Annotated in this window: 12 protein-coding genes, 1 tRNA gene and 1 pseudogene; 6 read left to right on the top strand and 8 right to left on the bottom strand. The window is 67.1% G+C overall.

All coding sequences use genetic code 11. The annotated features are described in order from the left end of the window. Positions 1–55 precede the first annotated feature (55 nt). Together DB033_RS16800 and DB033_RS16795 are read right to left on the bottom strand one after the other, a co-directional pair. A complete protein-coding gene (locus tag DB033_RS16800) occupies positions 56–1,381 on the bottom strand; it encodes a hypothetical protein (protein ID WP_157970751.1) in 1,326 nt (441 codons plus the stop codon). A 92-nt stretch (positions 1,382–1,473) separates the two neighbouring features. Continuing rightward, positions 1,474–2,487 carry a prephenate dehydrogenase gene (locus DB033_RS16795; protein ID WP_240615949.1) on the bottom strand — a complete coding sequence of 338 codons (1,014 nt, stop codon included), beginning with the start codon at positions 2,485–2,487 and terminating at the stop codon, positions 1,474–1,476. A gap of 185 nt (positions 2,488–2,672) precedes the next feature. Between DB033_RS16795 and DB033_RS16790 the strand changes: the two genes are divergently transcribed. The 3 genes from DB033_RS16790 (at position 2,673) to DB033_RS16780 (ending at position 3,753) form a co-directional block, all read left to right on the top strand. After that, entirely contained in the window at positions 2,673–3,149 is a 477-nt protein-coding gene (locus tag DB033_RS16790; RefSeq protein WP_111768017.1) for a tRNA adenosine deaminase-associated protein, read from the top strand. A gap of 4 nt (positions 3,150–3,153) precedes the next feature. Continuing rightward, positions 3,154–3,624, top strand: coding sequence for a tRNA adenosine(34) deaminase TadA (gene tadA / locus DB033_RS16785; protein WP_111768016.1), 471 nt, complete (start codon positions 3,154–3,156; stop codon positions 3,622–3,624). A 42-nt stretch (positions 3,625–3,666) separates the two neighbouring features. Continuing rightward, a tRNA-Ser gene (locus DB033_RS16780) sits at positions 3,667–3,753 on the top strand. 244 nt (positions 3,754–3,997) lie between these two features. Here the strand turns inward: DB033_RS16780 and DB033_RS16775 are convergent. From DB033_RS16775 to DB033_RS16755, 5 genes and pseudogenes are all read right to left on the bottom strand, one after another. Beyond that, positions 3,998–5,221, bottom strand: coding sequence for a tyrosine-type recombinase/integrase (locus DB033_RS16775; RefSeq protein WP_111768399.1), 1,224 nt, complete (start codon positions 5,219–5,221; stop codon positions 3,998–4,000). Further along, positions 5,221–5,430, bottom strand: coding sequence for a helix-turn-helix domain-containing protein (locus tag DB033_RS16770; RefSeq protein WP_111768015.1), 210 nt, complete (start codon positions 5,428–5,430; stop codon positions 5,221–5,223). The genes DB033_RS16775 and DB033_RS16770 overlap by 1 nt, the downstream gene beginning before the upstream one ends. Before the next feature lie 258 nt (positions 5,431–5,688). Then, a pseudogene (locus DB033_RS21745) lies at positions 5,689–7,280 on the bottom strand (replication initiator). Then, entirely contained in the window at positions 7,277–8,695 is a 1,419-nt protein-coding gene (locus tag DB033_RS16760; protein WP_157970750.1) for an FtsK/SpoIIIE domain-containing protein, read from the bottom strand. The pseudogene DB033_RS21745 and the gene DB033_RS16760 overlap by 4 nt, the downstream one beginning before the upstream one ends. Further along, the gene (locus DB033_RS16755) at positions 8,695–9,036 is read right to left on the bottom strand and encodes a hypothetical protein (protein ID WP_111768012.1); all 342 of its coding nucleotides are present in this window, start codon (positions 9,034–9,036) and stop codon (positions 8,695–8,697) included. Before DB033_RS16755 ends, DB033_RS16760 begins: the two co-directional genes overlap by 1 nt. A 240-nt stretch (positions 9,037–9,276) precedes the next feature. On the opposite strand from DB033_RS16755, the gene DB033_RS16750 reads away from it, so the two are divergent. After that, positions 9,277–10,371 carry an NsdA family TPR-like regulatory protein gene (locus tag DB033_RS16750; RefSeq protein ID WP_111768011.1) on the top strand — a complete coding sequence of 365 codons (1,095 nt, stop codon included), beginning with the start codon at positions 9,277–9,279 and terminating at the stop codon, positions 10,369–10,371. Here DB033_RS16750 and DB033_RS16745 read toward each other — a convergent pair. After that, positions 10,368–10,847: an NUDIX hydrolase gene (locus DB033_RS16745; RefSeq protein ID WP_111768398.1), complete on the bottom strand. Its 480-nt coding sequence runs from the start codon at positions 10,845–10,847 to the stop codon at positions 10,368–10,370. The genes DB033_RS16750 and DB033_RS16745 overlap by 4 nt on opposite strands. 253 nt (positions 10,848–11,100) lie before the next feature. On the opposite strand from DB033_RS16745, the gene cutA reads away from it, so the two are divergent. Further along, entirely contained in the window at positions 11,101–11,445 is a 345-nt protein-coding gene (gene cutA, locus DB033_RS16740; protein ID WP_111768010.1) for a divalent-cation tolerance protein CutA, read from the top strand. A 147-nt stretch (positions 11,446–11,592) separates the two neighbouring features. Beyond that, positions 11,593–13,938 (top strand): restriction endonuclease, encoded by a 2,346-nt coding sequence (locus tag DB033_RS16735; RefSeq protein ID WP_111768009.1) that lies wholly within the window; start codon positions 11,593–11,595, stop codon positions 13,936–13,938. Positions 13,939–14,058: the final 120 nt, after the last annotated feature.

Below are 14,058 nucleotides of genomic sequence, written 5' to 3'. Positions count from 1 at the left end.
CGGCGGTGCACGTGCCGCCGGGACACGGTGCCCGGCGGCGGCACGCGAGCCTGCGTCAGCGGCTCCGGGCGCCCGAGCGGGCGCGCGGACGGTGCCCGGTGTGGCCGGCCCGCGGCGTCGGCGGGTTGAGCGGCGCACCGGTCAGGTGGCCGTTCAGGCCGCGCTCCGGCTCGGGGGCGAAGGTCACGGCGAGCGCCGGCGGCCGTGGGGTGTCGACACCGGTCCAGCGCTGCAGGAGATAGGTCATCACCAGCCAGGTGACCAGCGCACCCGGCAGCGCCCAGACGATCGAGCCGAAGTCGACCGGCACGGCGGCCAGGTTGCGGCCGCTCTCGTAGGCCTCGCGCATCCGGGCGACGTCCATCGCACCGAGGTCGGTGGGGGTGGACGACAGCAGGTTCTGCACCCACAGCGCGCCGTAGCCCACGGCGGTGACGGCCAGCCCGCCGATCGCGGCCCGCAGGTACGGGTTCACCCGCACCAGGAACACCGCGTCCACGGCCAGGCCCACCACGACCATCCAGAACGGCACCACCGAGGGCGGGAAGTCGCCGACCACCAGCAGCGGCCAGATGACCGAGCGGTACAGCACGTAGGCGCCGGTGATGACGGTCGCAGTCCAGACCTTGCCGACCATCACCCGCGCCACCATCAGGATCGGGACGCAGACGACCATCGCCCAGATCGGGTAGACCCACGGCGGGATGGGGAGCGCGAAGCCCTCGAGGGCGATGTCGTCGACGCCGCGGCCCAACTGGTCGGCGGCGAAGGTGAGCAGCTCGCTCTCCGCGTACGGCGTCCCGCGGAACCAGGACGCCATCTCGAGGATGCCGTACTCCTGCTGCAGCTGCGCGAAGTGCGCGTTCTCGAAGAAGAAGGCGAACAGCGCGACCAGGCCGCCGGTCCACTGCCAGCCGAAGCGGCCGTCGTGCGGGTACAGCAGGTACCACGCGCGGATGATGCCGGCGATCATGATCGCGGTACCGACGTAGAGCATCGCGTGCGACGGCGACCAGGCGGTGAGGTCCAGACCGTTCACCCGGTGGTTGATGACGTCGATGGGGGCGGCGATGAGGAAGACGCCGGTGCCCCACTGCATGATGCGCAGCGACAGCCGGTCCACCCCGTAGCCGGTGAACGAGTGCACCAGGACGAGCGCGACGGCGATGCCCGTGCCGACGGTGTTGATCAGGTGCGGCGGCGCCAGGTCGTCGCGCAGCCACTTGAAGTGCCATGACACGTCCCAGCTGGAGCCGATCAGCTTGAACGCCAGGGCGGCCACCCACCAGCGCAGCATCAGCACCTGGACCGAACGCGGCGTCGGGCGGCCCGGCTCCCCGCGGGTCCAGTAGGTCTTGAGGAAGGCGCCGAGTCGCTGCATGAGGTCGAGGATACGGCCCGGACGGGCGCCCGTCCGGGTCATCCACGCGGGGTCGGCGTGCATCCGTGCAGTTCAGCGCCCCCCGCCGGCCGTCAGTCCAGGCCGGCCGGGTCGGGGTAGTGGGCGTCGACGAGCGGGGCGTCGTCGGGGCCGGTGATCCCGCTGACGTGGCCGCCCGCGACGCCGACGGACAGCAGCTGGTCGACGAGGTCGTCGCCGTCGAGCTGGACGGAGATGAGGTCAGCGCCGCGCCCCTCGAACAGCATCCGGGCGTCGTGGCCACCGGAGGTGATCTTCTGCAGCGAACCGGTCGACGCCAGCGACGCCCGGGCCACCCCGAGGATGCCCAGCACGTCGTCGAGCGCGTCCACGAGCGCGGCGGCGTTGTTCTCGCACATCGCCCGCATCAGCTCCGGCCGGGTGGCCGCGACGCGGGTGCCGTCGGCGAACGAGCCGGCCGCGAGGGCCATCGCGAGCTCCCCGCCCATCTCGCCGACCTGCGCCATCGCGCACGCCATCAGGTGCGGGAGGTGGGAGATCCGCGCCGCCGCGCGGTCGTGGGCGACCGCCTCGCAGGGGACGATGCGGCTCCCGACGGCCAGACCGAGGCGCGCGACCGGCACCCAGTCGGCGACGTCGGCGTCCTCGTCGAGGCAGGTCACCCAGGCGGCGCCGGCGAAGAGGTCGGCGGATCCGGCCTCCCAGCCGGAGTGCTGGGTGCCGGCCATCGGGTGCGAGCCGACGAACCGGGTCCGGGGGGCCAGTTCGGCGACCCACTGCGCGACGCTGCCCTTGACACTGGCGACGTCGGTCAGCCGGACCTGCGGGGCGCGCTCGTGGACCGACTTCAACAGCGTGCGGAAGGCGGTGACCGGCGAGGCCAGCACCACCAGGGCGTCGTCGGCGCGGGCGCGGTCGAGGGTGGCGTCGAGGTCGTCCAGCACGGTGAAGCCGTCCCCGGCGGCGGCGGCCCGGGTGTCCGCGCTGCGCGACCAGCCGTAGACGGTGGTGGCCGGCGCGGCGGCCCGCAGCAGCGATCCGCCGATCAGCCCGAGCCCGAGGACGCACACCGGCGGCAGCGTGCCGCCCGGCGGGGGAGTCGACAAGATGCCTCCAGAGGTTGGCCCGTCACCCTGGTGGGGCATCGACGAGGAAGTCACGAGCCACGATCCTGTCGCAACGATGGTCCGGCCGCCAGCATCCGGTGTGGACACACCCCGGAACGTGCGCGTCGGCACGGGTCGCCCGGCCGTGTTGGCCGTCCCGCACCCGCCCGCGTACCGTTCCCCGCGTGAGCACCGACGGTTTCGCTGTGGCGGTAGTCCGCGCCGAAGGTAAGTGGCGCTGCTCGCTGCTCGCTCCCGAGCTGCTGGACGATCTGGACGGCATCATCACCGGCCTGCGCCGGGTCGCCACCGAGGGCGCGGTGTTCGGGTTGGTCTGCATCGAGGACGAGTTCTTCGTCGTCATCCGGCCCGTGCCCGGCGGGGTGGCCCTGTTGCTCTCCGACGCCACCGCCGCGCTGGACTTCGACCTCGCCGCCGACGTGCTGGACCTGCTGCACGTCGAGACCCCGGACGAGGACGAGGTCGACGACGACGCCTGGCCGGAGGGCGACATGGCGCTGCTGGCCGACCTCGGGGTGCCCGAGCAGGAGATGCAGCTCATCGTCGACGACGACGAGATGTACCCCGACGAGCAGCTCGTGGTGATCGCCCGGCGCGCCGGTTTCGAGGACGAGCTGCAGCGCGTCATCGACAAGCTCTGACCCCTTGCGGCAGCAGCTGGAGCCGCTGGTCCGCCGCGCGCTGACCGAGGCCCGCCACTCGTTGCCGTCCGGTGACGTGCCGATCGGCGCCGTCGTCCTCGACGCCACCGGTGCGGTGGTCGGACGCGGTCACAACCGGCGGGAGGCCGCCGGTGACCCCACCGCGCACGCCGAGATCGAGGCGCTGCGCGACGCGGCCGCCCGGCTCGGTGCGTGGCGGCTGACCGGATGCACCCTGGCGGTGACCGTCGAGCCGTGCACGATGTGCGCCGGGGCGATCGGGCTGGCCAGGGTCGAGCGCGTGGTGTTCGGCTGCTGGGAACCCAAGACCGGCGCGGCCGGGTCGTTGTGGGACGTCCTGCGCGACCGTCGGCTGACCCACCGGGTCGAGGTCGTCGGCGGGGTGCTCGAGGACGAGTGCGCCGCGCTGCTGCGCGACTTCTTCCGCACCCACCGCGACGGCGATCCGGCCTGACGATGGTCCGGAGCACCCCGCGGCTCCGGTAAAGTGCTCCGCGGTGGCGTGTCCGAGCGGCCTAAGGAGCACGCCTCGAAAGCGTGTGAGCGTGAAAGCGTTCCGTGGGTTCAAATCCCACCGCCACCGCAGTTGAGCAGCACAAACGCCGGGCATCCCCTCCACGGGTAGCCCGGCGTTGTGCGTCCAGTCTCAGTTCCAGTCTCGATAGGGCCTTCGCCAGCCGCACGCGAGCGCATCGGCCGTGACGGAGAAGCCCAGGCCGTCAACTGCGCAAACGAAAGAGGCGCCCACCGTCGGCGGGCGCCTCTCGTACTCCTCGCATGCACTCCGGGGGGCTTGAGCACCACCCGCCTTGTGCCGCGGCCACCGCCTACCGACCGTCGCCAGGACCAGACCAGATCAGGCCGCCGACGCGGTCCGCGATGTCCCGCTGAATAGCCGTGGTCACATGCTGGTACCGAGCCGCCATCGCGCTGTGCGACCAGCCCATGATCCCCATGACCGCCCGCTCCGGGACCCCCAAAATCAGCAGAACCGTGGCCGCGGTGTGCCGGGCATCGTGCAGCCGAGCATCCCGGACGCCGGCGGCCAGGAGAAGGCGCTTCCAGTCCGTGTAATCCGTGCGCGGGTTGATCGGCGCACCCGTCGGCGTCGCGAACACCCAATCCCCGTCCACCCACAACTGCGCCGCCACCAGGCGCTCACGCTCCTGCGCCACCCGATGCTCCCGCAACAGATGCACCAGCTGGCCCGGCAGACCCACCGCACGCCGCCCCGCCCGCGACTTGGTCTCCGAGGTCTCGGACCGCTCAGCAACGCGCGACGGGCACTGACCACCGGTCTTCCGGCCGCATGTCCCGCCGCAGCCGTGACCCCACCGCGGGCGCAGGCGTGCTCGCCGGACCATCAACGACCCGGAGTCCAGGTCGACATCCGACCACTGCAACCCCAGCGCCTCGCCCTGCCGCAGCCCCAACGCCAAGGCCACCGCCCACCGCGCCCCGTTCCGCACGGTCAGCGCCGTCTTCAACAGCAGCTGCACCTCCTCGACCGTGAACGGTTCCATCTCGTGCTCGACGAGCCGCGGAGCCTTCGCAAGCACCGCCGGGTTGCGGCTCAAATGCCCCCGCCGAACCGCCTCGTTCAACGCCGTCCGCAGCGTGCGGTGCGCCTGATGCGCCGTAGCCGCCGACTTTCCGTCTCGCATCATCCGCACGTACAGCGTCTCCAGGTGCTCGGGCTGCAACCGCTCCAACCGGTGCCGCCCCACACCCGGGATCAGGTGCACATTCACCGCCACCCGATACCCGGCGATGGTGTTTTCCCGCACGAACGGGGCCGCAATGTTCTCCAGCCAGTGCGTCAACCACGCCGCAACCGTCCACGAGCTGCCCGACTTACGGACCGACCCGTCGCCCCGCTGCCGCTCCAACTCCCGGACCTTCTTCGTCACCACCGCCTGCGACTTGCTCATCACATGCCGACGATCCGACCGCCCATCATCGGTGACACCCACCGTGACCCGACCGTGCCAATAACCGTCCGCGCCCTGGTAGATGCTCGAGGCGCCGTTCGGCTTCCGTGCCACCGCCATCACCCCGGGTCCCTGACCAGGCCGACGCCGCGCAGCCGAGCAACGAAGTCAGTCAACGCGTCTGTCGGCACCCGGCGCAGCCGGCCGATCTGCACCGACTCCACTTCGCCGGACGCCACCAACGAGTACATCAACGTCCGCCCGATCCCCAGCCGTTCCGCGGCCTCCTCGATCGTCAGCACGATCCGCGCCGTCGCTACCTCAGTCATCGCCGTTCCTCCTGGTCCTGCGTCCCGTGCGGGCGCTGGTCTTCTCATCTGAGCCGGAGCCGGTGGGTCCACGGGATCCAGTCAGCTCGCCGCCCATCAACGGCACCGCCGCGTCGCTGCGCGATGCCCCGGCGGGCCCTTTGACTCCGTGACCCCCCAGCCGAGAAGGCACCCGCCCCGGGGCTGGCTGCACGGCTCCGCCCGGCATCGGCGCAAGGTCGAAAAGCGGCAACTGCGCCCGCTCCATCTGGCGCCGACTCACCGCCGCGCCGCTTCCCGGGCCAACGACCGGTCCACCAGGTGGTCGGCGTACGCATGCGCAGCCAGCAAGGCATCCCCGGGCGTCGTGTACCCGAGCCCTAAGAACTTCCAGTCACCCACCACCTCGATCACCTCTTCCGGGTCTCCGCCGGTCGACAGCTCCGACTCGGTCGCCGGATCGAGCAGAGTCCCGCCGCAATCCGGGGTGTCGAGCTGGCCAGCACCGGGCGTAACCGGTGTGACGGGGGGATCGAACGATTCGGCCGGCTGCTGCCGACGGCTTGCCTGATAGTCCCGCCGCGCCTGCCGCAGCGCCCCCAGCGTCACCGAGAAGCTCCGCGACTTCGTCGTAAAATGACCGCGAAAGCCCAACATGTGCAGCCAGCGGATCATGCCGGAGTAGTGCTCCAAGCCGCCCAATTCCTCAGCGGCCGACATCAACGCCACGGTGTGCGGCCGGAGTCCCGCCGTATGGGCCATCGACGAGGTCCGCACCGTCGAATGGAGCCCGAAGTCCTCCGCGGCCTTCGTCGCGTACTTCGCGATGTACGCCGCGACCATCGCCGACGACACCCCACCGGCCCCGTCGAGAACGTCAGCCTGAACGATGGCCCGTACGTCGACCTGGCGGCCGAACCGCAACACCGTAGAAGTGCCATGCCTGTCGGGGCGGTCACCGCAACGTCCCCGGCCGCCGCCCGGATAGCGGCGGCGATCTCCGGCTCACCCAGCCCGATCCTGACCGGAACATGCCCGTCCCCGGCGCCGTCCAGGCGGATGATCGCGTGGAAGTGCACCACCCCACGCCGCTGGAACTCCGCGACCTTCGCGTACGAGACCCGAACCCGTCGACCGAGCTCAGCCTCCGAGATACCCAACCGACCAGCCAACCGCCGCCGCAGCGCGATCGTGAACCGCCGCCACAACTCCGGCGCCGCCCAATTGAAAGCCACCGAACCCGGGTAGTCGTAGCAATCCGGGCACACCGCCTCACCCAGCATCGGATCGTTCTCGCAGTGGACCGACCCGCACACACGGGGCCGGCCATGCACGCACGTCACCTGGGCGCTGCACGCCCGGCCTCCGCTGGCGCTCCGCCCGGACCCTCCGCGCCCGCACCCCGCACCATGCACCGCACCGAAGCCAGGGCCAGTCAACGTCACGAACCACATCGGGTGCGCGGCAACCGACTCCGGCATCCCCTTCGAGCCGCCGGCCGTTCCAGCATGCAGCAGGTGCCACACATCGCCCTTGTACTCCCGGCTGCACGGCGGACACACCGACGCCCGACGGTTCCCGCACCGAATCAACAGCACCCGATCCGGCTCACCGTCTGTGCGATACACCTGGCGAAGACCACTGGCACCCAGCACCGATCGACCACCCGACACACGCACCGGGCGCGCACAGAACCCAGCACCCCGGGCCTGCGCCTGCCACCGCCAGTAATCCACAGACAGCACCCGCCGAGCCGCTTCCCGAGCCGTCTGCACGTCCAAGCCATTGCAGTCCGCTATCGCCCGCGCTGTCGCCGCGACCACCGCAGCCGCCGGACCGACGCCGCCATCAGCCGCACCCACGCCGGTCATGCCGCACCCTTAAGACCCGATTCAGCCCCGGCGACGGGGGAGTGGTCCGTCAACTCGACGTCACAAGTAGCGTGGGCCGGCGCCGGGAAAAGTGCGGCCACTTCCTGGATGTCAGCGTCCGACACCCACCCGGCGCGAACACGCATCGGCTCTCGTACGTCCTGCACCGTTACGAAGCCGACACCCGGCGAGGAGCCAGGGATCTGGTCGGCTGCAGCGCCCATCGCGTGCATCCCATCCCCGAGCACCATGTCGACCTGTGACGGGGTATCCAGCCGCAGCGCCACCTTCGTGGGGAACAGCGAGCGGAACGACACCACCTCCTTGCGGGGGTCCTGGGCAGCCGCCAGCACCACCACCGCCGCCGCCCGGCCCCGAGAAAGCAGCGCCGAGATCGCCGCTGTCGCCCGGGCCCTCAATTTGGTGTCCGTCTCGTAGGCGGTCAGCGAGGCCAACTCATCGATCACCAGCAGGATCAACGGCTCCTTGTCCGTTGGAACCTGCAACCGGCTGTGGCCCAGCAGCTTCCGACAGCGCGTATCCATGATGCGGACCGCTTCCTCCAGCAGCGCCACCATCGTCTCGGTCGACTCGTGAGCGAACCGGGCGAACATCGGCCGCCCGAAGCCCAGCTCCATCCCACCCTTCGGGTCGACCGCCCAAACCGCGACCAGCCCCGACCGCACCGGCACCGCCAGCGCCCGCAGCACGGACCAGATCACCGATCCCTTGCCCGACCCGGTCTCACCCGCGACGAACACGTGCGTGCCCAACAACGACAGCACCCACGGCTCCCCGTCCTCCCGCAAACCGACCACCACCCCCGACAGATCGGGTTCGGCGGGAATCGGCAAAGCCGGCACCACCGATGCCAACGCATCGGCCCGCGCCAGTTCAAGCCACACCCGGCCCGGACGGTCTGCGAACACCCGCGCCGACTGCGCGCCGAACGCCGCCGCCAACTCCGGGCATGCACGCTCGTAGTCGCGAACGGACTGCCCCATCACCAAGTGCACCAATAGCCGGTCCCGAAGCGTCCCCACCTGTACGGCCCGCAGCCGCGGCACCAACAACTGGCCACCGCGGGACATCGCCAGCCCACACAGATCAAGCGCACTCGCCCACCGCCGCCGATACCGCCGCCGCGCCCGCGCACGCCGCCACGGGTCGACCAGAAGCCGGTAGAACATCGACCGCCACAGCAAGCCGAGGCCCAGCACAGAGACGACCAGCAACAACGCCCCCACCGCAACCCCGCTCCAACCCCACAGCCCGAACATGCCGCCCAACACGAGCAGCACCGCCAGCAACGCAGGACGCAGCGCCAGCCACCGCACCACGACCCACAGCCCCCGGAGGAGGGCCACGATCAGATCCCCGACGAAGTCGTCGTGGTCCTCGTTCTGCCGCACCATCACGCGGCCTTCCCATCACCGGTAGCCCGGCCCCCAGCTGCGAACGGCTCGACCCTCGACGCCCGGAACGACATCCCGTGCCGATCACCCATCTCCCACGACCGGGCAACCAGATCGTGAATCCGCACCCGCAACCCGATGTCCACACCAGCCGGCTGACCAGCGACACGCACCGTCAGCTGCTCCGGGCGCTCGCCAGCCGCCACCGCCATCACATCCACGTCGAACATCTGCAGACCCGTCGCCTTGTCCAGCACCGGTGCGTTCGACTCGAAACCCACCACCCCCCGAACGCCGCCGACAATGAAAGTCGTCCCCTGTGTGTCCACCCGAAACTGCATCTCGTTCTCCTTGCTGTCGCTGTGTTCCGCTCATGTCCGGCGGGGGACGCCCTGGTCCTCCTCACCCGTTCCGCTGCTTGCACGAACAGCTCATCCCGCGGCCGATGCCACGGCTAGTTGGCTGGAGTCGGCTCCGGTTGGCTTTTGCTTTGCAGCGCTTGTGCGCTGTCGGTGCCATTCGGCATGCACAACGTCCGACCGGACCCGTGGGGGTTCGCCGCGGTACGTGAGGAGTCCCAGGTGTCCCAGCTCAGAGCTGCACGCCTCGAACGGAGCTGGACGCAGATTCAGTTGGCGGCCCGTCTCGCGGCTGTTGCAGCCAGAGAGGGCCAATCGATCCCGCGCCCCGAACTGCTCAATTCGACAATCTCGCGCTGGGAGAACGGCAAGGCTGAACCCGACGCCACCTATCGACGCTGGCTGGAACACGTTTTCGGCGAGGACATTTTCGATGCGTCTCGTTCGTCAGGCCAGCCAGCCTTCGTGTTGACCTCGATGTTGGAACAGTCGCAATTTGGCGTGGAGCAAGCGACGGATCACCTGCGGCGCCAGGTGCAGGTGGTTAGGGAGCTGGACGGATCCTTGGGTGCGCCCGCTGCTCTGAACCAGGCGCGAACGTTGCTCGATGATGCGAACAACCGGTTGATGTTCAGTCTTAACCCCGAGGATCGCCGCAGGATGGCTATGGTCATCGCCGATTTGGCTTCTCTGGTGGGTTGGCAGTTACTCGATGCTGGTGACGTCAGAACGGCTTGGGTCTCGTTCGAGCAGGCCAAGGCGGCGGCCCGGGAAGCCGGCGATTCTGCTCTGCTGGCTCATGCGATGGGAGAGCAGTCGTTCGCCCTGATTGACGCCGGGCGCTGCGGTGACGCTGTCGCTTTGATTAGGGCGGCGAACCACGAGTCGGAGTTGCCGAAGCGGCTGGTCGCTTGGCTGGCGGCCGCAGAAGCGGAAGCGCTGTCCGGGCTGGGTGAAGCCACGGAGGCCCGCCAACGCCTACGGGACGCCGAACAGGGGTTGCCCAGCGCGGGCGACGAGCAGCTGACGCCCTACCTGCGGCTGGACGATGCCAACCTCGCCCGCTGGCGTGGTCACACACTCGCTCAACTTCTCGATCCTGCAGCGGGGCCCGAGTTGCGTGCGTCGTTGGCATCAGTCCAGGGGAGGTTCGGTCGGGCCGAGGCCGGTGTGCTCGTCGACCTGGCGGCGGTTGCCTTCCGGGAGGCCGACCAGGAGACCGGGCGCCTGCACATCAGCCAGGCGAAGCGAGTGAGCATCCGCACTGGGTCCGTACGCCAGCAGCGTCGGATCGCGGCCCTGCAACGGGCTGCTTAATCCTGGGGGTGGTCTACCAAGTAGCGCAGGAGGCCGGTCACAGACCCGCCCCCGAGCACTTCGCCGCTGTCGATCATTCGGACGACATCGCTCAACGGGATCCAGCCCACGGTGCCAGCTTCAACGGCGTCGGTAGGCTCACCGACGTTTACCACCTGGTCGAACACCCACACCTCGTGCGGGGTGTCCACCATGCCGATCATCGGCTGGAACTCCACCAGCTTGCGCCCCGCCCCGACCGGCCGATACCCGGTCTCCTCCTCCGTCTCGCGTGCCGCCGTCGTGACCGAGTCCTCGTTTCCGTCGACGATGCCGCCCGGCAACTCCCATCCGACCTGATCGGTGACGAACCGGTGGCGGCGAAGCATCAGCACCTCACTGCCCCCAGCTCGCAGCGCGACCGCGAGAATCACCCGCTGCAACCGCACAACATGGTGCTCGAACCGGCTGCCATCGGGCGGCTCGACGTCGACCATCACAAGGCGCACCCACGGGTTGTCGTATAACGTCCGTTCCCCGAAGACCCGCCAGCGGGGCGGCTCGTGGCCTGGTGGGGTAGCGCTCACCGGACGGACACTACTGGTGACCGGACGGACAGCAGATGACCGGCCCGTGGGTGGGGCTTAGCTACGACAGCAAGATGATGACGGGGGGTGGGGGGAATGGCACACGCGGAACCGGCCGCGCGGAGCCTTATCGTCCAGCTGCGTGCCGAGTCGACTAATTCAGATGGATGAGGTGTGCGAGCTGGTCGTTACGGCGCCGGACGAAGCATGGATGGCCGAGTTCACCAGGTCGCTCGTGGACCGCCGCCTGGCCGCGTGCGGTCACATTCTGACGCCAATCCGCGCCATCTACAGGTGGAGCGGCAAGGTCGAGGACGAGCAGGAGGTGCGCGTCGCGCTCCACACGCGGCTGACTCTGGTGGACCGCATCGTCGATGAAGCCAACCAGCGGCACAGCTATAAGGTGCCGTGCGTCATCGCTACCCCCATCGTTGGCGGCAACCCGGCCTACCTCCGCTGGGTTCTCGACGAGACTGACGCGGACGCCGCCGGCGTGGTCGACTCGTGAGGACTTTCTCTACTCATTCAAGCGGCTCGGGTGCGCGGAAGTTGAGTCCGCCAAACCTGCCGAATCATGCGCATAGCGATGGCCTCGTGGACAAGATAGTCGCTCGACCAGAACGGCAGAACATGGAGAAGGAAATATCCAGCGGGGGTGCAATTGCCTGAGTACGATTTCCGGACTCTGTCACCGCGAGATTTCGAGCTTTTGGTTTGCGACCTCTTGCGCGAGAAGTTGAATGTCGCTTTCGAGGCTTTCGCGCACGGACCTGACGGTGGGGTGGACCTACGATCAACGATGGGCCAGACAAAAATTGTAGTGCAATGCAAACATTACCGCGGGTCCACCTTCAGCGAGCTCAAGCGGGCCGCTCGGCAAGAAAAGCCGAAGATGGACCGAGAAGCACCTGACGAATACTACTTCGTCACCTCCCAGGATTTGTCGATCACGCAAAAGGACACCCTAGTCGACGCCCTAGAGCCCCATATATCAGACTCCAGCCAAGTGCTTGGACAACGCGATCTTAATCAACTTTTGACCGATTTCCCAGAGGTGGAAATCAACCACTTCAAGCTATGGATGGCCTCCGTTGGAGTTATCAAGAGAATCGTGCAGAGCGGCATCTGGGAGCGCAGCAGCGCCTTGATGGAGGAGGTCCAGGATCGTGTCCGCCTGTACGTGCATACGACAAGTTTTGCTGTCGCTCAACAAGTGTTGAGCGACAAGCGAGTCTGCGTAATTACGGGGGCACCAGGCGTCGGCAAAAGCATGTTAGGCGACATGCTCGCTCTGACCTACTGGGAGGAAGGCTGGCAGATTGTTCCCCTTGCGTCGCACGAAATCTCCAAGTGCTGGGATGCATGGACGGGAGAAGCGAAGCAGTTATTTTATTTCGACGATGTATTCGGCCAGACCGATATCCAGGAGCGGCTCAGCAACGACAGTGGTGCGACTCTCGCACGCCTGATCCGGCGCGTAGGCGCCTCAGATGAAAAGCGACTTGTAATCACTACAAGAACCCATATACTTCGCGAAGCCGAGTTGCGGGACGAGCCAATCGAACGCGCAGGCTTGCGAGCCCGGGAATGCGTGGTTCAGGTCCAAGATTACAAGAAAATACACCGCGCTCATATATTATATAATCACCTCTACTTCAGCGACCTCGATAGGGGACTGATTCAAGATTTCGTATCAAAAAAAGTTCACCTAAGAATCGTCGAGCATGCGAATTTCACGCCGCGCCTGATTGAGCAGACGATTCGACAGGAGGAGAGTGGCATCTCGCCGGGGCCGCTAGCCACCCGGATGCTCAACGCGCTAAATCACCCAGTCCTCCTTTGGGGTCCGAGCTTCCGTGAAGCGCTTAGTGAGCCGGCTCGTACGATCTTGATGCACCTAGCGTCATTCCCCACGTCTGGCGCGCCGATGGCGGAATTGCGCACAGCTTCCAAGAGAGAAGCGTCTCCAATCGAATATCGACGCGCGATCGCCCAGCTGGAGGGCAGTTGGATACGAATTGCGCAGGGCATCCCCGCGTTACTCGGCCTGGTGGTGACATTCCATGATCCGAGCTGTCGCGACTTCGTGCTCGCCTTCCTAGACTCCGAGCCAGAGTACGTGGCGGACGTCCTCAACCACGCCACGGACGGCGTGCAACTGGCTCAAATCTTGGCCTACGCCAGACCTTCGAGAACTAACGTGGAACTGAAATATCCGGGGCTCGATTCGGCCATCAGACACGACCCAATTAAGATAGCTGGCTTAGTCCGTGCAGCCTGGGAACGCGGCTCCGACCAGCAGCAATTCGTCGCGACAGAGATCCTTCAATCCCTCCTGGAGTCCAGCTCGGTTTTCGATCTCCATATTGATGGCTGGATTGCAGATCAAGTTCTCCGACTTCCGCCGGTTCTCAGCCGTTACCATTATCCCGATGCGGACTCGATACGTGCCCTAACGGACCTTCTTAAAACGTCACACAAGGTGCCTACTACGGTCGAGGAGTTCGACAGTTGCAGACAGCTATTCCAGGATTGGTGCCAATGCGTGACCGAGGAGTCGGAATGGGACCACGTACTCGCCTTCAAAACTTGGGTCGAAGAATGTGTCGGCTACCGTCCGGATTCTGCGGACGAGGAAGCGTTCCGCGATAGCTTCGAACAGTGGCTGGACAGCGAATTCGATGCGATACTCGATAGCGTCGACGGGCGCGACCCCGCGAACGGGTGGGTTAACCACTTAGAGGTTGTGTCACAGCGGTACTTTAGCTGGACACAGTTTGAGTCCGCTTTCCAACAGGTTCGGGTCCGCATCAATGAAAAATGGAATGACAATTACGAACCAGACGACACCGACTATCGTGCAATGCGTTCGTCGCAAGCCGTCGAACGCGGCCGGTCAGAGCCTTCCTCCAAGACTCGCTTGATCAACGCGATCAACTCCATGACGGAAGCTCAACGAACAGACAGGGAAATCGGCCAGATGTTCACTCAGCTGTCGTAGTCCTCGCTATCGTGGGGTCGACGGCAGGTTGTTCCGCAGATGACAGAAAGTGCCCTCGGTGACGTTGGAGCTGACTATCAGTGTGTCATCGCATCGACGGTGTAGTGCTGGTCTGAACCC

Origin of the sequence: Nakamurella deserti (assembly GCF_003260015.1) — a bacterium.
Taxonomy (GTDB): Bacteria; Actinomycetota; Actinomycetes; order Mycobacteriales; family Nakamurellaceae; genus Nakamurella; species Nakamurella deserti.
This window is presented reverse-complemented; position numbering and strand designations above follow the sequence as displayed.